Origin of the sequence: Anabaena sp. FACHB-1237 (assembly GCF_014696225.1) — a bacterium.
In the GTDB taxonomy this organism is placed as follows: Bacteria; Cyanobacteriota; Cyanobacteriia; order Cyanobacteriales; family Nostocaceae; genus FACHB-1237.
The window spans coordinates 105,670-125,418 of the sequence record NZ_JACJPV010000001.1 but is presented as its reverse complement, the minus strand read 5'-3'; the positions used below and the strand labels follow the sequence as shown (position 1 = coordinate 125,418).

Annotated in this window: 16 protein-coding genes and 1 other RNA gene; 12 read left to right on the top strand and 5 right to left on the bottom strand. The window is 34.5% G+C overall.

The window, feature by feature from the left end; genetic code table 11:
* Positions 1–611: 611 nt before the first annotated feature.
* From H6F32_RS00580 to H6F32_RS00560, 5 genes are all read left to right on the top strand, one after another.
* Positions 612–1,334, top strand: coding sequence for a pyridoxine 5'-phosphate synthase (locus H6F32_RS00580; protein WP_190367393.1), 723 nt, complete (start codon positions 612–614; stop codon positions 1,332–1,334).
* 234 nt (positions 1,335–1,568) lie between these two features.
* Positions 1,569–1,649: a hypothetical protein gene (locus H6F32_RS21130; protein WP_395939570.1), complete on the top strand. Its 81-nt coding sequence runs from the start codon at positions 1,569–1,571 to the stop codon at positions 1,647–1,649.
* Between the two features lie 168 nt (positions 1,650–1,817).
* The gene (locus tag H6F32_RS00570; RefSeq protein WP_190367391.1) at positions 1,818–2,546 is read left to right on the top strand and encodes a SnoaL-like polyketide cyclase; all 729 of its coding nucleotides are present in this window, start codon (positions 1,818–1,820) and stop codon (positions 2,544–2,546) included.
* A gap of 269 nt (positions 2,547–2,815) precedes the next feature.
* A complete protein-coding gene (locus H6F32_RS00565) occupies positions 2,816–3,145 on the top strand; it encodes an MgPME-cyclase complex family protein (protein ID WP_190367390.1) in 330 nt (109 codons plus the stop codon).
* Between the two features lie 112 nt (positions 3,146–3,257).
* The gene (locus tag H6F32_RS00560) at positions 3,258–3,923 is read left to right on the top strand and encodes a hypothetical protein (protein ID WP_190367389.1); all 666 of its coding nucleotides are present in this window, start codon (positions 3,258–3,260) and stop codon (positions 3,921–3,923) included.
* A 90-nt stretch (positions 3,924–4,013) separates the two neighbouring features.
* Here the strand turns inward: H6F32_RS00560 and H6F32_RS00555 are convergent, their stop codons facing one another.
* A complete protein-coding gene (locus tag H6F32_RS00555) occupies positions 4,014–5,279 on the bottom strand; it encodes a DUF4157 domain-containing protein (RefSeq protein WP_190367388.1) in 1,266 nt (421 codons plus the stop codon).
* A gap of 226 nt (positions 5,280–5,505) precedes the next feature.
* Here H6F32_RS00555 and rplI point away from each other — a divergent pair, with 226 nt between their 5' ends.
* Entirely contained in the window at positions 5,506–5,964 is a 459-nt protein-coding gene (gene rplI / locus H6F32_RS00550) for a 50S ribosomal protein L9 (RefSeq protein ID WP_190367387.1), read from the top strand.
* A gap of 90 nt (positions 5,965–6,054) precedes the next feature.
* The gene (dnaB, locus tag H6F32_RS00545; protein WP_190367386.1) at positions 6,055–9,315 is read left to right on the top strand and encodes a replicative DNA helicase; all 3,261 of its coding nucleotides are present in this window, start codon (positions 6,055–6,057) and stop codon (positions 9,313–9,315) included.
* Positions 9,316–9,418: 103 nt separating this feature from the next.
* Here the strand turns inward: dnaB and trpE are convergent, their stop codons facing one another.
* From trpE to H6F32_RS00530, 3 genes are all read right to left on the bottom strand, one after another.
* The gene (trpE, locus tag H6F32_RS00540) at positions 9,419–10,930 is read right to left on the bottom strand and encodes an anthranilate synthase component I (RefSeq protein ID WP_190367385.1); all 1,512 of its coding nucleotides are present in this window, start codon (positions 10,928–10,930) and stop codon (positions 9,419–9,421) included.
* Between the two features lie 139 nt (positions 10,931–11,069).
* Positions 11,070–11,486 (bottom strand): photosystem I reaction center subunit II PsaD, encoded by a 417-nt coding sequence (locus tag H6F32_RS00535; protein WP_190367384.1) that lies wholly within the window; start codon positions 11,484–11,486, stop codon positions 11,070–11,072.
* A 165-nt stretch (positions 11,487–11,651) separates the two neighbouring features.
* Entirely contained in the window at positions 11,652–11,972 is a 321-nt protein-coding gene (locus tag H6F32_RS00530; protein ID WP_190367383.1) for a hypothetical protein, read from the bottom strand.
* A gap of 486 nt (positions 11,973–12,458) precedes the next feature.
* On the opposite strand from H6F32_RS00530, the gene H6F32_RS00525 reads away from it, so the two are divergent.
* The 5 genes from H6F32_RS00525 to nagZ all read left to right on the top strand — a co-directional run bounded on the left by H6F32_RS00525 (position 12,459) and on the right by nagZ (position 17,887).
* The gene (locus H6F32_RS00525) at positions 12,459–12,947 is read left to right on the top strand and encodes a pentapeptide repeat-containing protein (protein WP_190367382.1); all 489 of its coding nucleotides are present in this window, start codon (positions 12,459–12,461) and stop codon (positions 12,945–12,947) included.
* Complete coding sequence (locus tag H6F32_RS00520) at positions 12,938–14,071, top strand: 5-(carboxyamino)imidazole ribonucleotide synthase (protein ID WP_190367381.1); 1,134 nt, start codon at positions 12,938–12,940, stop codon at positions 14,069–14,071. Before H6F32_RS00525 ends, H6F32_RS00520 begins: the two co-directional genes overlap by 10 nt.
* A 216-nt stretch (positions 14,072–14,287) precedes the next feature.
* Positions 14,288–14,471, top strand: a non-coding RNA gene (gene ssrS, locus H6F32_RS00515) — 6S RNA.
* Positions 14,472–15,001: 530 nt separating this feature from the next.
* Complete coding sequence (locus H6F32_RS00510; protein WP_190367380.1) at positions 15,002–16,297, top strand: pitrilysin family protein; 1,296 nt, start codon at positions 15,002–15,004, stop codon at positions 16,295–16,297.
* A 534-nt stretch (positions 16,298–16,831) separates the two neighbouring features.
* Positions 16,832–17,887, top strand: a complete 1,056-nt coding sequence (nagZ, locus tag H6F32_RS00505; protein ID WP_190367379.1) for a beta-N-acetylhexosaminidase — start codon at positions 16,832–16,834, stop codon at positions 17,885–17,887.
* 275 nt (positions 17,888–18,162) lie between these two features.
* Here the strand turns inward: nagZ and H6F32_RS00500 are convergent, their stop codons facing one another.
* Positions 18,163–19,746, bottom strand: coding sequence for an Hsp70 family protein (locus tag H6F32_RS00500; RefSeq protein WP_190367378.1), 1,584 nt, complete (start codon positions 19,744–19,746; stop codon positions 18,163–18,165).
* Between the last annotated feature and the right edge of the window lie 3 nt (positions 19,747–19,749).

Sequence of the window (19,749 nt, the reverse complement as noted above, 5' to 3'; positions counted from 1 at the left end):
GAATGTGCCTAAATCAAAACATTTTTGTGATCACAAATTTATGGGTGGAAAAGTCAGCAATTCTTGATGTTTTTAGCTGATCCATTGCTATGCCATCAAGTACATTCATGTCTAATGGTTTGTATGTGAATACTACATATTCTCCTTAGTGATGTTGAGATCATACTATTTTAATATTGATTCAAATCATACCTTATCTTTTTTGTTAACCTAGTAATAAAAAATAAAAGTTTACTTAATAAACTCTTAGTTACTTATTTATTTTTATATATTTATACTTCAGCAAAGAGTGATATAATGATACTCAATTATTTTTGGATACTTACGTAAATACTGGTAACATTCATTTTATGTCACGAATTTATATATACAAGTTATAAGTTAACTAGCATATCTAATTAAATGGACTTACGTAACCGGCACATTAGTAGGGTGCGGCAAGCTCACCAACCACGTAAGACAGCATAAATCATGTAAATAAACCTATTCTTGATATCTGACGTACCCTACATCAGATTTTTGGTGTGACACTTGCGTAAGTCCCACAAGATAATTAACCTTGTACAAAGTAAAATCAAGTTCACAAGATCAAGAATCAGGAGAAACTAGGCGTGTGTACATTGGGTGTAAATATTGATCATATTGCTACTATTCGTCAAGCTAGACGTACTGTGGAACCTGATCCAGTGGCAGCAGCACTGTTAGCAGAATTGGCTGGTGCTGATGGTATTACTGTACATTTAAGAGAAGATAGAAGACATATTCAGGATCGAGATGTGCGATTATTAAGAGAAACGGTAAGAACTCATTTGAATTTAGAAATGGCTGCTACTGAGGAGATGTTAGCGATCGCTGTGGACATTAAACCAGATTATGTGACATTAGTACCAGAAAAACGGGAAGAAGTCACCACAGAAGGTGGTTTAGATATTGTGGGGCAAATTGCTAGAATAGGAGAGATAGTCAATAAACTCCAAGGCGCTAACATTCCTGTGAGTCTATTTATTGATGCTGAACCTGCCCAAATTGCTGCATCTGCTCAAATCCAAGCTAAATTTATAGAACTGCATACAGGACAATATGCAGAAGCTAGGGATGAAGCTAGTCGTCACAGAGAATTAAAAATTCTCACTCAAGGATGTGAACAGGCCATAAAAGCAGGTTTACGAGTCAATGCCGGCCATGGTTTAACATATTGGAATGTTTATCCTGTGGCTAGTATTCCTGGTATGGAAGAGTTAAATATTGGTCATACTATCATTAGTCGTGCTGCTTTAGTTGGTATAGAAAGAGCAGTAAGAGAAATGAAACAGGCGATCGCAGGTAGTATTTAGTAGTCATCCTTCAGCTATCAGCCATCAGCAGTTATTAGAAGGCAATTGTAGGGGTTTAGCGCTGCTAAACCCCTACACTCCGCACTCCGCTAATCATGCTAAAATAGGGGTTAATTAACAGTAACTGAAAAGCTAACAATTACTAACAATTACCTACTTATGCTTACTGTGCAAAGTCACACCTCTGTGGTAACATGATTGTGGAGAGAAAAAATCTCAATTACCACTCAAAGAGTGTTTAAATGTGGTAAACGCGGTTTTGAGTGTGACAGAGATTTAAACGCGGCAACAAATTTAAAAAAAAGAAGCGGTTAGATTAACCGTGTTAGCCTGTGGACTAGATAGTGCCGACACTTCTAGGATAAAGCAGGAAGAAAAAGCGAACTTTTGTTAGCATTAGTTAGCTTTTTTGTATCCGAATCTTTGCGGAAATCCAAGTCAATCTCATTTAAACACACAGTAAATAGATCAACTTAGGTTTCTATGACTTCCCAAACATCAAATAACCTACCATTATGGGTACAAGACCGAGAAACAGTTATCAAAACTGCTACAAATGTACAATGGCGTAATCATCATCAGCCTGATTATAGTCGTTCTGTAGAAAATCTCGCCCAAGAAAGCATCAAACATCATATAGAAGGTTCTTTAGAATCTATAGTACAAAATCTGGTAAGAACCTTTGAAATGGAAGTTTCTTGGAAAACTAACCCTCAACAATGGTTATCCATCGTCAATGATCAATTTCGCGTCACTACCAACGGTGGAAAAGAATTTACTGCTGCCGAATTAGGGGAAAAGGGTACTTATAATCTGTTCATGGCAGATTCAGAACATTATAAATCCTCTGAAGAAACCTTTGAATCATCCCATGATATTTTTCACAGTACCTTTCCCCAAGGTTTCCCCTGGGAAGTATTAGAAGTATATTCTGGTCCCCCAAAAGTTACATTCAAATGGCGACACTGGGGACATTTTCGCGGTGCATATAAAAACCATCAACCCACAGGGGAAACCGTAGAAATTGTTGGTATGAGTGTAGCTCATGTTACTGATGATTTAAAGATTACTTACCTAGAACACTATTTTGATAATGCCCTGTTTTTGGAAAAATTGACAGCAGGTGGCACACTAGAAAATAGTCAGGAAAATAGTCAGCAAAAAGGAAGTTGTCCCTTTGGTAGTTGGTTTAAAGGTTTGAAGAAAAGTTAAATGGGTGCGGGGTGCGGGGTGATGAGTTATTTAAGAGTATTCGCTGTTCCCTATTCCCTGCTATAAGTAATGTAAGTTGCCAGTTAGATGAAGTAGGGTGCGTCAGAATCTTAAAATTAGTAATTTTATCCTAAATTATTCTGTCTGACGCACTCTACAGACTACAAAATATCCGAAAATTAATAACTAGCAACTTGGGTTAAGTAGTGAAAGTACAGAAAAATTCCCTCTTTATCCTAAAATAATTGGTTAGTCAGTCAAGGAAAACAATGCAAACATACTATTACGTTTTAGCCAGTCAACACTTCCTAATGGAAGAAGAACCAATAGCAGAAGTTCTGAAAGAACGTACCCGCAACTATCACGAGCAAGAAAAAGCTATTGATTTTTGGTTAATTAAACAACCTGCTTTTATAGAAGCACCAGAAATGAAAGATATTAAAGCCAAATGTCCACAACCTGCGGCGGCTATCATTTCTACTAATAAGCAATTTATTACTTGGTTACAACTAAGATTAGAATATGTGATTACTGGGGAATTTTTAGCCCCATCAGAAACTATATCTAATCCTTTAGAATCTTTAAGTGCAGTAGCTTAATCAGGAGTTAGACTGGGGAACATGAATTAAAATTTTGAACTTGAAAATTTTTAGTTCTTTCCCCTGTTCTCATATAGATGATCAATAGATTATTAATCACCAATTACTTTTTATGAAAAGATTACCACATTTAACCACTGGATTATTATTAGCGATCGCTCCTTTAATTAATACGTTAATTAGTAGTATTAATCCTGTTATTGCCCAGCAAAACTTTCCTAACTGTCAACCACCAAATACAGGAGAACTTTTATTATTAGTTGTTAGTCCTAGTAACGAAAATCAACAACAATTACGAAGTGCTTTACCTACAGAAATCAAAACATCAGTATGTCAATATAGCAATCAAACCGTTACCAGAATTGGTGGTTTTAGTAAAATTGATGATGCTAATCGTTGGGCTAGATATATTCAAAATGTAGTAGGTTTATCTGCCATTATTACCACTCGTCCTCCTGAACAAAATGTACAACAAAATCCGCAAACAACAACAGTTATCACATCAAGATCAAGTAATTATAATCCCAGAATTTTAGGTGAAGGTTATGCAATATTAGTAGATTATTCTAACCGTCCAGAATTGGTAGAACCTTTAAGAAAAGCTGTGGGTGGTGATGTTGGGTTTGTTTCCTATGGACAAAGACCTTATTTATTAGCAGTTTATACAACTAACCAAAAAGAGGCATATAACACATTACAAAGATTGGGTGAAAATGGGTTTTTTGCGATTTTAGCAGATGGTCGTCAAGTGGTATTATTACGTTCTATTGTTAGGTAAGAATTGTATACTTAACGGTTAATTATGTATTTTTAACCGTTAATTGTATGAGATGCGGGTTCAGTTGGCAGGAGAAATAAGGTATTAAAATTAGTCATTTCTAGGTCTGATTTGTGCATTTCTCAAAATATTTCTCATAGCATTAATAACAGCATTTCTCACGTTATTATTTTCTTGAGGATATTGCTCCCTAATGGCATCAAAGGCTTCGTTAAGTCTATTTTGTTCTACCCTGTAACCATCTTTTACTAAGTCATATCGTTTTCCACCAGCAATTTTTAAATGGGAATCGGAACCATAACAGTGAATATGAGGTGTTGTATTTGCTGATCCGTAAGCGTATTGTGCTTTTTGAATAATTTGGTATGCTGATGTGATGATAGGAGTAGCTAGTGGTTTTCTCTGAACAGTACCACCATTTTGTTGCACCACATGAGTTAATTCATGGGCTAATAAATGCTGTCCGTCTGTACTTCCTGGATTATATTCTCCACCTCTGAAAAATACATCTTGTCCTGTGGTAAATGCTCTAGCTTGAATTTGTTGATTTAGTTGATCTGATTTGCTATCTGTGTGAATTTTCACCCCACTAAAATCAGCCCCAAAGGCTTTTTCCATTGGTTGACGAACATTATCAGCTAACGGTTGTCCTCCACCTTTACTAGAATTTAAAGATTGTTCAAAATTTTCATTTGCTGGATTTTTAGTATTTTCTCCTTTAGCTTGAATTTCTGGTTGTTCTTCTTCTTTAATTTCTTCACGTTGAATTAAAGATTTCATTTGCAGTTCTTCTTCTTCGGGAGCAGCTTCACGTTGAATTAAAGATTTCATTTGCAGTTCTTCTTCTTCGGGAGCAGCTTCACGTTGAATTAGAGATTTAGTTTGCAGTTCTTCTTCTTCGGGAGCAGCTTCACGTTGAATTAAAGATTTAGTTTGCAGTTCTTCTTCTTCGGGAGCAGCTTCACGTTGAATTAAAGATTTCATTTGCAGTTCTTCTTCTTCGGGAGCAGCTTCTTTTTGAATATTATTTTCAGGAGAGTTCATTTTTTGAACCACTTTATCAGCTACCTGATCGGCTTCTTGTTCATATTTATCATTAGGCTGACCTATACTTAATTTAGCTTGTACAGGCATAATTGTTTCTTGTCCATACGGATATACAGAAATTTCATCCCAGTTACGTCTCATCCTTTTAGCGTGTTCATACCGTGCGTCTAAATCTACTTCTTGTGGCGAATATGTGCTTTGCTGGGAGTTTTCGTCCATCCCAAAACCACGAGGTTGGAAAGGGTTAGAAATGGGAGTATGGGTAGATGACGTGGGATTTTTTTGGAGGATATGTAGTCGAGTTTTCATTATGTAGAAGCTCTTACTCAACAGGTGATATTTTACATTATATGGTCAGTTGGGGATGAAAGTTGCTAATTTTCTATTTACTGAATACAAAGATCATGGTTGTGAAAATTTATTTTTTTGCTGATGTATTGCGATCGCCCCACCAATTTCGTTATAATATTTAATCTTTGGGGTTCATAACCAAAATTTAAGAATTAACAGAAAAATTGACAGGAAGCGCAAAATCATGGCCAAACGAGTACAATTAGTATTAACCAAAGATGTGAGTAAGTTGGGCAAATCAGGAGATTTAGTAGAGGTAGCACCTGGTTATGCACGTAACTATCTAATTCCCCAAAGTTTAGCTACACAGGCTACACCTGCTGTTCTCAGACAAGTGGAAATACGTCGGGAAAAAGAGCGTCAAAGACAATTAGAATTAAAACAACAAGCAACAGAACAAAAAGCGGCTTTAGAAAAACTTGCTAGTTTGAAAATTGCCAAACAAGTGGGTGAAAATGAAGCTATTTTCGGTACTGTAACTACTCAGGATGTATCTGATGCTATTCAAGCGGCTGCTAGTATAGAAATAGATCGTCGTAATATTACCATTCCTGATATTGGTAAATTGGGAAGTTACAAAGCGGATATTAAATTGCACTCTGAAGTTACAGCGCAAATTGAGATTGAAGTAGTTTCTAATTAGGATAATAGGAGTCAGGAGTCAGAAGTCAGGAGTCAGGAGTCACACGCAAAAAAACTGATAGCTGATAGCTGACTACTGATAGCTAATATTATGAATGAAGAATTAAATTTTCAAGGTGATCATAAAAATAGTTTACCTCCGCAAAATATAGAGGCTGAAGAGGCAATTTTAGGGGGGATATTATTAGATCCAGAAGCAATTAATAGGGTGAGCGATCGCTTAGTTCCAGAAGCATTTTATATTAGCACCCATAGTATTATATATCAAGCGGCATTACGTCTTCATGCCCAACAACAACCCACAGATTTATTAGCTATTACTAACTGGTTGACAGATCATGATCAACTGACAAAAATTGGCGGTAGAAACAAATTAGCCACATTGATAGATCGGACAGTTTCAGCGGTGAATATTGATGCTTTAGCGGAATTAGTAATGGAAAAATACCTGCGAAGACAGTTAATAAAAGCAGGTAATGAAATTGTGCAATTAGGTTTTCAAACAGAGACAGAATTACCGATAGTTTTAGATCAAGCGGAACAAAAAGTTTTTAATGTTACTCAAGAAAAACCTCAAAGTGGGTTAGTTCATATTAGTGATACTTTAATTCATACTTTTGATGATATAGATAGTCGTCATCAAGGAATTGCTTTACCGGGTATCCCCTGTGGTTTTTATGATTTAGATGCGATGACTACGGGGTTTCAACGCTCTGATTTAATTATAGTGGCTGGAAGACCTTCAATGGGGAAATGTTTGAGTTTTGATGCAGAAATTATTTTAGAAAATGGAGAAATTACTACTATTCAAGAAATATATCAAAATCGTACAGCATCTTTATTAACATTAAATGAAAATTGGCAATTTACTATTACTCAACCATCAGCATTTATAGATGATGGTATTAAACCTGTTTTTCGGGTAACAACTCGTTTAGGGAGAATGATTGAAACTACTATTACTCATCCATATTTAACTATTAAAGGTTGGCAGAAATTAGAAAATTTGCAAGTGGGAGATAAAATAGCTGTACCTCAGAAGATTGATATTTTCGGAAAAGAGAAAATTCCAGAATGTCAAGTTAAATTATTAGCTTACTTGATTAATGATAGTGGTTTAACTAATACCACTCCTAGATTTACAAACAGTAACCAATTAATACAAGAGGATTTTTGGAAAGCGGTAAATGAATTTGGAGGTTTAACAGTAAGAAGAGAGGATTCTCAAGGAAAACGAACACCATCATTTTGTGTTCCAGGGGATTTAGAATTTATTGCTAATCAAAGAAAAATCTTTGCTAAAACTCTTAAAAATGCTATTTTATCTCATTCATTATCTGCTAAACAGTTAAGTAATAAATTAGGTGTAAAGCCATCGTTAATTTGTATGTGGCAAAAAGGATTATGTTTAGCCAATGATGAAACTTTTAATTTACTATGTGAAACTCTGCAAATAGAGTCAGAAAAATTTGCACCTTATGGATTTTCTAGTATCAGTAAATCTACCAAAAATTCTTTAACAGCATGGTTAGAGAAATTAGGTTTGTGGGGGAAAGATGCTCATACTAAAACTATTCCAAAAATCATTTTTAAACTAGAAAAATCACAAATAGCATTATTTCTAAATCGTCTATTTTCTACAGATGGTTGGGCTACTGTACTTACAAGTGGTCAATCACAATTAGGTTATGGAACAGTTAGCGAAAAGTTAGCTAGACAAATACAGCATTTATTACTCAGATTTGGCATTATTTCCAGATTAAAACCTCGGTTAAATAAGTATAATAATACTATTAGATCATCTTGGCAATTAGATATTACGGATACTATAGCTATTAAAGTATTTATTGAAGAAATTGGTATTTTCGGTAAAGAAGAAGCATTAGAAAAAGTTGCAAAAGCAATATCTAAAAAAAGATATCAAACAAATTGTGATTTAATTCCTAAAGAAATTTGGCAAGAAATATCAGCCGCAAAAGGTGATCAATCTTGGAGTAATTTAGCTAAAAATGATGGTATTAATAACTACAGTAATCTCCATATTGGTAAAGGTTCATTAACTAGAGAAAGACTATGGATATTAGCTACTACTTTAGATAATTTGCATCTCCAAAAACTAGCCAATAGTGATGTATATTGGGATGAAATAATATCTATAGAATTTGCAGGTAATAAACAAGTTTATGATTTAACAATTCCTCAAACCCATAACTTTGTAGCTAATGATATTTGTGTTCATAATACTGCATTTTGCCTGAACCTTGCCCATAATATTGCTGCGGGATATCAATTACCAGTGGCAGTATTTAGTTTAGAAATGTCTAAAGAACAATTAGTACAAAGATTATTAGCTAGTGAAGCGAGAATTGAAAGTAGTTATTTAAGAACTGGACGTATTGCCCAAAATCAATGGGAAGATTTAAGTCGTGCCATTAGTTTATTAGCAGAAACTCCGATTTTTATTGATGATACTCCTAATATTACTGTTACCCAAATGCGGAGTCAAGCCCGGAGATTGCAAGCAGAACAAAGTGCTAATTTAGGATTAATAATAATAGATTATTTACAATTAATGGAAGGTGCAGGAGATAATCGAGTACAGGAATTATCGAGAATTACCCGATCTTTGAAAGGTTTAGCGCGGGAATTATCTGTACCAATTATTGCTTTATCTCAGTTAAGTCGAGGAGTGGAAGCGAGAACTAATAAACGTCCGATGTTATCAGATTTGAGAGAATCAGGCTGTTTAGCTGGCGATAGCTTAGTAACATTAGCAGATAATGATAATGGATTACAAATACCAATTAAAGAATTAGTAGGGACATCTGGTTTTGCAGTGTGGGGCTTGAACAAAGATACAATGAAGCTAGAAAGGGCGATTGTTACTAATGCCTTTTCTACAGGTATAAAATCGGTATTTACTTTAAAAACTCGATTAGGAAGAAAAATTAGGGCTACAGGTAATCATAAATTTTTGACAATTCATGGTTGGAAAAGACTTGATCAATTAAATTGCCAACAACAACTAATTACTCTTGCTAATGGTGATGTTTATTGGGATGAAATTGTCTCAATTGAATTGGATGGAGAAGAAGAAGTATTTGATTTAACAGTAAATAAATTACATAATTTTATTGCTAATAATATTATTGTTCATAATTCAATTGAACAGGATGCGGATATAGTGATGATGTTATATCGTGATGAATATTATAGTCCAGATACTCCCGATCGCGGAATAGCAGAAGTGATAGTTGCAAAACATAGAAATGGACCAACGGGAACAATTAAATTGTTATTTGATCCGCAATTTACTAAGTTTAAAAATTTGGCAAAACCAAATACTTGGTAAGTATATACTTAAAGGCTTGTTGAATATGAAAAAGGTAATTTAGATATTCAGTATGAGTTTATCATAGATCCCCGACTTCTTAAAGAAGTCGGGGATCGATCTTTTATTTCAAACAACCAATGGCTTCTAACATACCTCTGGCTTTATTTAATGTTTCTTGATATTCTGTTTCTGGTTGAGAGTCGGCCACTAAACCAGCGCCAGCTTGTACTGTGACAATCTGATTATGTAATACCATAGTTCTAATAGCGATCGCTGTATTTAATTGTCCTTCAAAGTCATAATATCCATACACTCCTGAATAAACTCCGCGACGAGTAGGTTCTAACTCATTAATAATTTCCATAGCGCGAATTTTTGGTGCACCACTAACTGTACCCGCAGGAAAACAGGCTTTTAATAAATCCCAAGCTGTCTTATGATTTGCTAATTTTCCCACTACATTACTAACAATGTGCATCACATGAGAATAATGTTCAATTACCATTAATTCATCAACTTTTACACTGCCATTTTCACATACTCGACCTAAATCATTACGTCCTAAGTCTACTAACATAATATGTTCAGCCACTTCCTTGGCATCTGCTAACAATTCTTTAGCAAAAGCCTCATCTTCAATACTAGTTTTACCTCGTGGCCGTGTTCCCGCAATAGGTCTAACAGTGGCAATTATACCCCCTAATTCGTCTTTTTCTGCCTTGACCATCACTTCAGGACTAGAACCGATAATTTGCCAGTCTTGAAAGTTAAAATATGCCATATAAGGGGAAGGGTTAATTTGCCTTAAAGAACGATATAATGCAAAGGGATTTCCTATATATTTGGTAGATAATCTTTGGGATATGACAACTTGGAAAATATCACCTGCTTTGATATATTCTTTGGCTTTTTCCACACTGGCACAAAATTGTGATTTGGTGAAATTAGTTTCATATTCATCTATCCCAGCTTTTGGTTTACTTCCTGGAGGTTGCCAAGATAATTGAGTATTTTCTGATGATAATGGTAATGATAATTTATGTACCATTTTTTCAATGTGATCGCTCGCTTTTTGATAGGCCACTTCTAAACTTTCGGCATTTCTTAAATCAGCATAAGCGATCGCCCAAATTTTGCGTTTTACCTGATCAAAAATCAACAATTGATCTACCTGCATCCATAACCCATCGGGAATATTTCTTTCATCTTGGGGATGAATAGGTACACGAGGTTCTATCCAATTAATTAATTCATAACCCCAAAATCCAAATAACCCCCCAATTCCTGACGGTAATTCTGACAATTTTACTGGATGATAAGGTGCAAGACATTCACCTAAAACCGCAAAAGGATCACCTGTAAAAACTTGTTTTTTCCCATCTCTAAAAGTTTGAGTAGTTGTATTTCCTCGTGCTTCTAAAGTCCATAAAGGATCACAACCTAATAAACTATAACGTCCAATTTTTTCCCCCCCTTCAACTGACTCTAATAAAAAGCTATAGGGTTCTGCTGCACATACCTTATACCAAGCGGAAACAGGTGTATCTAAATCAGCAACCCATTCTTGATATAGAGGAATAAAATTACCTTTTTTAGCTAATTCTGTGAATTGTTGAAAATTAGGGAAAATCATAAATAATTGATAATTGATAATTGATAATTTTCAGATCCCCGACTTCTTTGAGAAGTCGGGGATCTTTGAGAATTCGGGGATCTTTAAGAATTCGGGGATTTTGAGGAAGGGGCGAACGGCCGTTCGCCCCTACTCCTAATTATACGTCGTGAGTAGCTTTACCACTGAACTTAACTTGTGCAGGACTGGGGTTTTTACCAATACTGCGAGGTACGTGGCGAACCATTTGACGACCAGCATTAACTTTTTCAGGAAATACACCATCAGCAGGATGAATAGCAGTGGTTTCTCCACTTGGTAAAATGCGGTAAACTTTGTAATCAGTGATTTTGAACTTGCGTAATTGTGCGCCTAATGCAATACCATACTCTTTACGAGCAATGTACAACAAGTTTTCGCCTTTACGCATTGTTGCTGCACCACCAGTAGGCATTTCAAAAACTTGCTCCTTGGGGCTAGTCCAAGTGATAGCATATTTTTCTTCTACATCTGCTTTGGTGAGCAGACCGCCAGTGCTACCGCCGAAAATGGGCATTTGTCCAGTTAGAGTTGCCATAGGCTGAAGGTTATCTCTCAATGTTTTTAAGGCATAATAACACCCTAACCTAACTTATGTTGCGATCGCGTCATAGACTGTAACACTTGTTAAAATTTCTTTAATAGGAGTCAGGAGTCAGGAGTCAGAATAAGAAATTTTCTCCCTACTCCCTACTACTCCCCGTTACCCTTCTGGTTCAAACTGGGCTACGGTAAAAGCATTAAACCCAAAAGACAAAACCAAGGGCATAGGACATCTTAACCAAAACGTTGTAATTATCGCTAAAATCGTCGTTGAAACTGCCGCAAATGCTAAAAACATCTCTGTATTAGTTAAACCATTTTCTTCCTTAATTACTTGCAATACATGAACTGGTATGGGTTCTGGCATTACTCCCCCCGGAGGAAACGCCCAAAAATTATCTCTTCTTTCCATAAATAAGTCTGTCCAGCCATTTTCTACACACCATTCTTCAATCCATTGCATAGAGTAACGATTTATCATATAATTTTACTTTCCAATTGCGTATATGTTTTACAGCTTCTAGGTTTTTAGTTAGATGATCCTTGACACTTAACAGTTTTTAACCAGTTTTATGTCTTGATCATCAATTAATTTTCTCACTAACTGATCCTTTGCTATATATGAGGATTTAGATAGATAAAAAGTTAAAATAAAAGTTAAAAAATCTGATCAAAAAGCTGATAATATTAACTTTATATTAACTTGTTTTCTCATAGGGAAAACATCAGCCTCTAAATCCATCCATTACTTAAATTAAGTGATAAGTGATCTAAGCCATCAGTTGTTTCTAGTTTAAATGTCCCATAAATATTAGACTAGCAGCATAAAGTAAAATCGCAACCACAACTACAACAAACTTTACTTGTTAATGTTCAATATCAACTTTTGTAAATCATTTACTAAGTTTTATTTAGGAATATTAACAATGTTAAGAATTGACAATTACCAATTACCAAATACCAAATCATGTTTTATAAACCAACAATCACATTGATCCTATCAATTATACTTTGGTGTATCACATTTCCAGCACTAGCAGATTGGACTCATCCCCTATCATTTAGTAATGCAGAACTATCCAGACATGATTTTTCAGGAGAAAGTTTACAAGCAGCAGAATTTTCTAATGCTAATTTAGAATTGGCCAATTTTACCAATGCTGACTTACGGGGAGCAGTTTTAAGTGCTTCTGTGATGACACAGGCAAAATTACATAAAGCAAATTTAACTAATGCCATGATTGATAGTGTAAAATTAGATGGTGCTGATTTAAGTGATGCTATTTTAAGAGAAGCTCTTTTATTGCGTACAGACTTTAAACGTGTTAACATCGAAGGTGCAGATTTTACAGATGCAATTTTAGATGGTTCACAAATTAAAGCACTCTGTAAACAAGCCAAAGGAGTAAATTCACAAACAGGTATAGAAACTCGTGAGTCATTAGGATGTCAATAAAACTTGGTATAATCGGTGGTGGACAACTAGCTTGGATGATGAGTGATGCAGCTAAAAAATTAGGAGTAGAGTTAATTATTCAAACTCCTAGTCAAAATGATCCGGCTGTATCTATTGCTAAGGATGTAATTTTGAGTGTGGTAAATGATCATTATGCTACAGAAGTCTTGGCTAAAAAATGTGATGTTATTACTTTTGAAAATGAGTTTGTAAATTTGCCAGCATTATCATTATTAGAAAAGCAAAATGTTTGTTTTCGTCCTAGTTTATCAGCCTTATCTCCTTTGTTAGATAAATATGAACAACGTTGTTATTTACAAAGTTTAGGTTTACCTGTTCCTAATTTTTTCGATTTTATAGAACAGGAAAATATTGCTGATAAAATTACGCAATTGGGTTTACCTGTAGTCATCAAAACTAGACGACATGGATATGATGGACAAGGAACTTTTATTATTTCTGAATTGGCACAATTAGCAAGTACAATTAATCATAATCAAAGCCGTTTTTTGGTAGAAAAATTTGTGCCTTTTACTAAGGAATTAGCTATAATTGCTGCCCGTTCTGTAACAGGAGAAATAGTTACTTATCCAGTGGTAGAAACGCGACAAAAAGATCAAGTATGTCGCACTGTTATCGCCCCAGCAGATATCAGTAAAACACAAAATGAGGAAATTGTAGCGATCGCTCATAAACTATTGAATAGTCTGCAATTTATTGGCGTTCTCGGTATTGAGTTATTTCTTACAAATGATGGTAAAATCCTCATCAATGAAATAGCACCAAGAACTCACAACTCAGGACATTTTTCTATAGAGGCTTGTGCAACATCCCAATTTGAACAACATTTAAGAACTGTTTGCGGTTTAGAATTAGGTAAAACAGAATTAAATTGTGCTAGTGCTGTGATGGTTAATTTATTAGGATATGAAACATCTTTTGATTCATATCAAAAGCAACGTCAAGAATTAGCAAAAATACCCCAAAGTACCATTCATTGGTATGGTAAAACGGAATCTCGTCCTAGTCGTAAGTTGGGACATATTACGGTTTTATTGTCTGAGAATAATCAACAGCAAATAGAAGGTATTATACAGCAAATCGAATCAATTTGGTATCCTTAAACCACTTAGGCATCTTGTGGTAATGAAATGTACATAACCACCAAAACCTTGTAGGGACAATTCATGAATTGTCCCTAGGATAATTTTCACTCATAAGTATTAAGAAGATTAAAGAAGTAGGTGATCTTCATAACTGATAGCTGATAGCTGACAGCTAAACTAAAAATTTTTGGGGAAAATATAGACAAATTTGTTTTATCGGTTATAATGATTTAAGTTCCACTGCAACGATTGGTGACTGCCATCAAGTTTTTTGATCTATGTCTTTAAGAAAAAGGGAGCTAACAATTCTCGTGGCAGTAAACTGGGCTTGTACCCAGAAACTTTAAACAAGAACAACCTGTTCCCCCCTGGTTTAACCAGGTCATAAACTGAGGTAAAACGGCGTTGCGGTGAGCTTAAAACATTTTATCAGCATTTTGTAGGGGTTTAGCAATGCTAAACCCCATAACTGTTGGTTACTAATGATTAATATTTTTTTAATATGTAGAGATGTTATTTATATGATTTAAAAGGTTTTTATCAAACATCTCTACAAACAAGATTAATTGTAAATACATTAGGACTTACACAAGTGTCACACTAAAAAATCTGTTGTAGGGTGCGTCAGATAAGCTGTTGTGCTTTTAACTTAAATAATTAATACAAGCAAGATGCTTGTGCTACTGTAACTTCAGGTTTTTTAATTATACAGTGAGTGCTGCACATTAGCTTATCAACAATTTGGTTATTTACATGATTTATACTGTCTGAAGTGGTTGGTGAGCTTGTCGAACCACACCCTACCAATGTGCCAGTTGTGTAAGTCCTGTACATGACAAAACATGATAAAGTTTATAAGTTTATAAGTTTATAAGTTTATAATTTATCTCTCGTTATTTCTAACCTTTGTGATTTCTAATTGTTAACTGATGATCTCTATAATACACTATGAAAACTGCTCTTATTGATAATTTAATCCATCGTACAGTATTAGATAATGGCATAGTTTTATTAGTATCAGAAAATCAAGGTTCTGATATTATAGCTGGTCGTATTTTTATCCGTACTGGTAGTTGTTATGAACCGAAAGAAAAAGCAGGTTTGCTAAATTTATTAGCATCTTTAATGACCAAAGGATGTGCAGATTTATCTAGCGTGGAAATTGCGGAAACTATAGAATCTGTAGGTGCAAGTTTAAGTACAGATGCAGGTACAGACTATTTTGTTCTATCATTAAAAACTGTCAGTGCTGATTTTTTAGACATATTTACCTTAGGGGAAAAAATATTGCGATCGCCTACATTTCCTCCCCAACAAATAGAATTAGAAAAAAAATTAGCATTGCAAGATATTCGTTCACAAAAAGAACAACCTTTTAGCATTGCTTTTGAAAAATTACGAGAAGTAATGTATGCAGATCATCCCTATGGGATATCAGTTTTAGGCACAGAAAATAGCATTAACAACATTACTCGTGATGACTTAATAGCATATCATCAAACTCATTTCCGTTCCGATCAAATAGTTATTAGTATTGCTGGGAAAATTACCCCTTTACAAGCAGAAGAACTAGTTAACAATACTTTCAAAAATTGGCAAATACCTCCAGAACCCAAACCGAGTTTAAATTTACCTGCAATTAATATTAATATTAATAATATTAATCCCAAAAAATGCTTATATCCCATGACCACCCAACAATCAATTATTATTTTAGGTTATATGGGAACATCAGTAAAAGATCCTAATTTTGCAGCATTAAAAGTATTAGCAACCTATTTAGGAAATGGTCTTTCTAGTCGCTTATTTGTAGAGTTACGAGAAAGACAAGGGTTAGCTTATGATGTATCTGCAATGTATTCCACCAGATTATTTCCTGCATCTTTTATAGTGTATATTGGTACTGCACCAGAAAATACTCTTGTTGCTTATCAGGGACTATATGAAGAAGTAGCTTTATTATCTCAACAGGAACTATCAGCGGAAGCATTACAAACCGCTAAAAACAAAATAATTGGGCAATATGCTTTAGGTAAACAAACAAATGCTAGTATAGCCTACATATATGGATGGTATGAAATTTTAGGTTTGGGTATAGAATTTGATCAGAAATTTCCCCAAATTATTAATCATGTCACAAGTCAAGATTTGATGGTAGTAGCAAATAAATATTTACAAGATCCCTATTTATCATTAGTTGGACCAGAAACAGCAATTCAGATTATTATGCAACATTTAAGCTAAACAATTGCTAAACAATTTCATATAGGCAAATTTATGAAAATACACATCCACTGACAAAATGTAGCGTAAGCATCTTGCTTGCATCTACTATCCAAATCAAAAGGTAACAGTAGCGTAAGCATCTTGCTTGCATCTACTATCCAAATCAAAAGGTAACAGTAGCGTAAGCATCTTGCTTGCATCTACTATCCAAATCAAAAGGTAACAGTAGCGTAAGCATCTTGCTTGCATCTACTATCCAAATCAAAAGGTAACAGTAGCGTAAGCATCTTGCTTGCATCTACTATCCAAATCAAAAGGTAACAGTAGCGTAAGCATCTTGCTTGCATCTACTATCTAAATCAAAAGGTAACAGTAGCGTAAGCATCTTGCTTGCATATACTATCCAAATCAAAAGGTAACAGTAGCGTAAGCATCTTGCTTGCATCTACTATCTAAATCAAAAGGTAACAGTAGCGTAAGCATCTTGCTTGCATCTACTATCCAAATCAAAATGTAACAGCTTAGTAAAAAATTAACAAGAAAATTAACAAAATGACCAGATTTCATCAAAATAAATTGGCAAGATTTGGTAATCATCTGATTATGGGTATATCCGGTACAACCTTAAATGATGATGATAAAAAAGCCCTAAACCAACTGCAACCTGTGGGAATCATATTTTTTGCTAAAAACTTTTTACAAGATGTAGATTATCCCACTTGGTTAGCGCAATTCCAAATATTAAATCAGCAAATCAGAGAATATACAGAACGAGATTTAATGTTCATGAGTATAGATCATGAAGGTGGCAGAGTAGTAAGAACACCTGCACCAATAACACGATTTCCTTACCCATATTTATTGAAAAATGAAGAGATATTAGAAGTTGCTAAAGCTACAGGTAAAGAATTAAAATCATTAGGAATTAATCTTTCTTTTGCTCCCGTTGCAGACATTTTTTCTAATCCTGAAAATCCGATTATTGGACCTCGTGCATTTGGAAATACTGCGGAAACGGCTAGTATGGGTGCAGAAAAGTATTATCAAGGACTAAAAGCAGAAGGAATATTAGGTACTGCTAAACATTTTCCTGGTCATGGAGATACTAGCACAGATTCTCATTTAGAATTACCAATTTTAAACTTAAGTTTAGCAGATTTAAGAAAACGGGAATTAATACCTTTTCAAAGATTAATTAATGCAGGAATACCGCTAATTATGACAGCACATATATTATTCCCACAAATTGATCCAGAAGTACCAGCAACATTATCAAAAACAATTTTAAGCGATGTTTTACGTCAGGAATTAGGTTTTAAAGGTGTGGTTATTTCTGATGATTTAGATATGAAAGCAGTGGCAGAAATGTTTATGAAATCGGGAACAATTGCTAAATCTATTCATGCTGGATGTGATTTATTTATTGTTTCTCGCAATATTAATTCATCTTGTTTAACCCGAACCTATAAAATTGCAGAAGATTTTGTGAAATGTTATGAAGATGGTAGTTTAAATCATGAAATTTTGACAGTAGCACAAACAAGAATTAATCAGTTATTAGAACTAACACCTCAATATTCAATTCAGCAATTACATAGGGTTTGCTGAATAAAGGCAAAACCTTGACAAATGAAAGGTTTGAGGTTGATAAACACACAAAAAGAAAGTTCCAGGATCTTCCAGGGTACACCCAAAGAGAGTGTACATTTTGGGTCTAAAAAATCAGCAACTTTGGGGATGACGAATAGCTGAAACTGTCACCTGTCACCACGGAAAGACTTTTTCAGCAAACCCTAAATAAAATTTGTGTAGCTACGTATCGCTAAAACCCGTACTCTACTCCTGTCTTCTGAGAACGCTTAGAGATATTATCTTACCTCAATTTACAAGTTATAAATTTCACCTCTATTAATTAACATCTCTCCTGTTAATAAGTCTTTGACTGTTGCTAATAAAATCCGTCGTGAATCTACCTCAAATAACACGGATATTCTATCAAATCCTGCTGCTCCTGGAGGGTTAAGTTTTGCTACACATACCTGTTGATGTTGAGTATCTAGGGAACGGTAACTTTCTTGATGTTGGATAGTGCTAGAAGTCATTCTTCCTAACGCATCAAAAGCAATTTCTGTTTGTGTCATATCACCAACTTCACCAATATCTAAACGAATTTCTGTTTGTCCATTATTTGCAGTTTGTAAGGTTAACCATTGGGAACTTTGACAAGGATATTTTGTACCTTTAGTAAATATAGGATGATAAATATAACTTTTGCTGAAATTATCCCATAAACGAATCGCGTAACTATGACGCAAAAAATCATCTATTTCTGTAATTTGGGTAATTGCTAACGCACCGTGACATACAGCATCAAAGGGTTTATTTAATTTTACCTTACTTTTACCAAAATAAGAAATAATTAATTGTTGAACTGCGGGAATTAAACAACTTCCTCCCACTAATAAAACTTGTTCAATATCATTTTTAGCAATACCTTTTCTCAGTGCAAAAGTTAAAACCTCATCTAACGCATCTCGTAACTGTTGTAAAAATTGCCGATACTCCAAAATTTCTTCTAATTTTTCACGGGTGATTTTTAACTCATAAGACATAAAAGATTCATCATCAAACCAACTTTCAGAAACAGATTGATTTTTAGAAAGTTGAATTTTTAAACGTTCAGCAATTTCTAAAAGATTTTGATAACTGATTTTACCAACTTGTTCAGGAGTGAGTTTTTGAGAACGTAAATAATCATCAACTATCCAAACATCAATATCTTCACCACCTATGTATGCTTCCGACTTAGCTAAAACCTCAGCGCGTAGACTATTATTTGCATCAGAATTAGTTACAGTTTTAACTAAACTTAAATCAAGAGTTCCCCCACCAAAATCTACTACTAAAATTAACTTACCAGGGTGTTTTATAGCATATCCTAAAGCCGCAGCAGTAGATTCATCAACGATAGATACCTTTGGAACATTTAACTTTTTTCCTAAATCTCGAAACCAATCTAAATAACGCTCAAAAGCACCAACGGGAACAGTAAAAATCAAATGACTGGGTTCAATATTCTGCTGTTTAATTTCTGTCCAAATAGTTTGCATAAATAACTCAGAAATAGAAACAGTATGATAATTTATACCATCAATTTGGATTGCTGGAGGTTGATAATCTCCCGCCAAATCGCGTTTAAACTTTTTAAATAACCGTTCAGGAGGATAACTTTGAGAAAGTCCTAAACGTTGACTTCTCACACCTTCACCTAATATAATATTATTACCTGGTTTAATAAACATTAAACTAGGAATAACAGGATATTCTACTCTTTCACCGTGAGGAGTCACACCTACAAAGACACGGGATAAATTAGGGAAACGTAAACTTTTAGGTTGTTGAGTATCAGCTTCTAAAATACTGATTACAGTATTACTTGTGCCAAAATCAATTGCGATAGTCGTCATAAT

Excerpts from the sequence above, each read along its gene's own strand:
- nagZ (WP_190367379.1), top strand. The coding sequence starts at position 16,832 with ATGACCAGATTTCATCAAAATAAATTGGCAAGATTTGGTAATCATCTG.
- trpE (WP_190367385.1), bottom strand. The coding sequence starts at position 10,930 with ATGATTTTCCCTAATTTTCAACAATTCACAGAATTAGCTAAAAAAGGT.
- H6F32_RS00565 (WP_190367390.1), top strand. The coding sequence starts at position 2,816 with ATGCAAACATACTATTACGTTTTAGCCAGTCAACACTTCCTAATGGAA.
- H6F32_RS00500 (WP_190367378.1), bottom strand. The coding sequence starts at position 19,746 with ATGACGACTATCGCAATTGATTTTGGCACAAGTAATACTGTAATCAGT.
- H6F32_RS00530 (WP_190367383.1), bottom strand. The coding sequence starts at position 11,972 with ATGATAAATCGTTACTCTATGCAATGGATTGAAGAATGGTGTGTAGAA.
- dnaB (WP_190367386.1), top strand. The coding sequence starts at position 6,055 with ATGAATGAAGAATTAAATTTTCAAGGTGATCATAAAAATAGTTTACCT.
- H6F32_RS00570 (WP_190367391.1), top strand. The coding sequence starts at position 1,818 with ATGACTTCCCAAACATCAAATAACCTACCATTATGGGTACAAGACCGA.
- H6F32_RS00520 (WP_190367381.1), top strand. The coding sequence starts at position 12,938 with ATGTCAATAAAACTTGGTATAATCGGTGGTGGACAACTAGCTTGGATG.
- H6F32_RS00555 (WP_190367388.1), bottom strand. The coding sequence starts at position 5,279 with ATGAAAACTCGACTACATATCCTCCAAAAAAATCCCACGTCATCTACC.
- H6F32_RS00535 (WP_190367384.1), bottom strand. The coding sequence starts at position 11,486 with ATGGCAACTCTAACTGGACAAATGCCCATTTTCGGCGGTAGCACTGGC.
- H6F32_RS00510 (WP_190367380.1), top strand. The coding sequence starts at position 15,002 with ATGAAAACTGCTCTTATTGATAATTTAATCCATCGTACAGTATTAGAT.
- H6F32_RS00525 (WP_190367382.1), top strand. The coding sequence starts at position 12,459 with ATGTTTTATAAACCAACAATCACATTGATCCTATCAATTATACTTTGG.
- rplI (WP_190367387.1), top strand. The coding sequence starts at position 5,506 with ATGGCCAAACGAGTACAATTAGTATTAACCAAAGATGTGAGTAAGTTG.
- H6F32_RS00560 (WP_190367389.1), top strand. The coding sequence starts at position 3,258 with ATGAAAAGATTACCACATTTAACCACTGGATTATTATTAGCGATCGCT.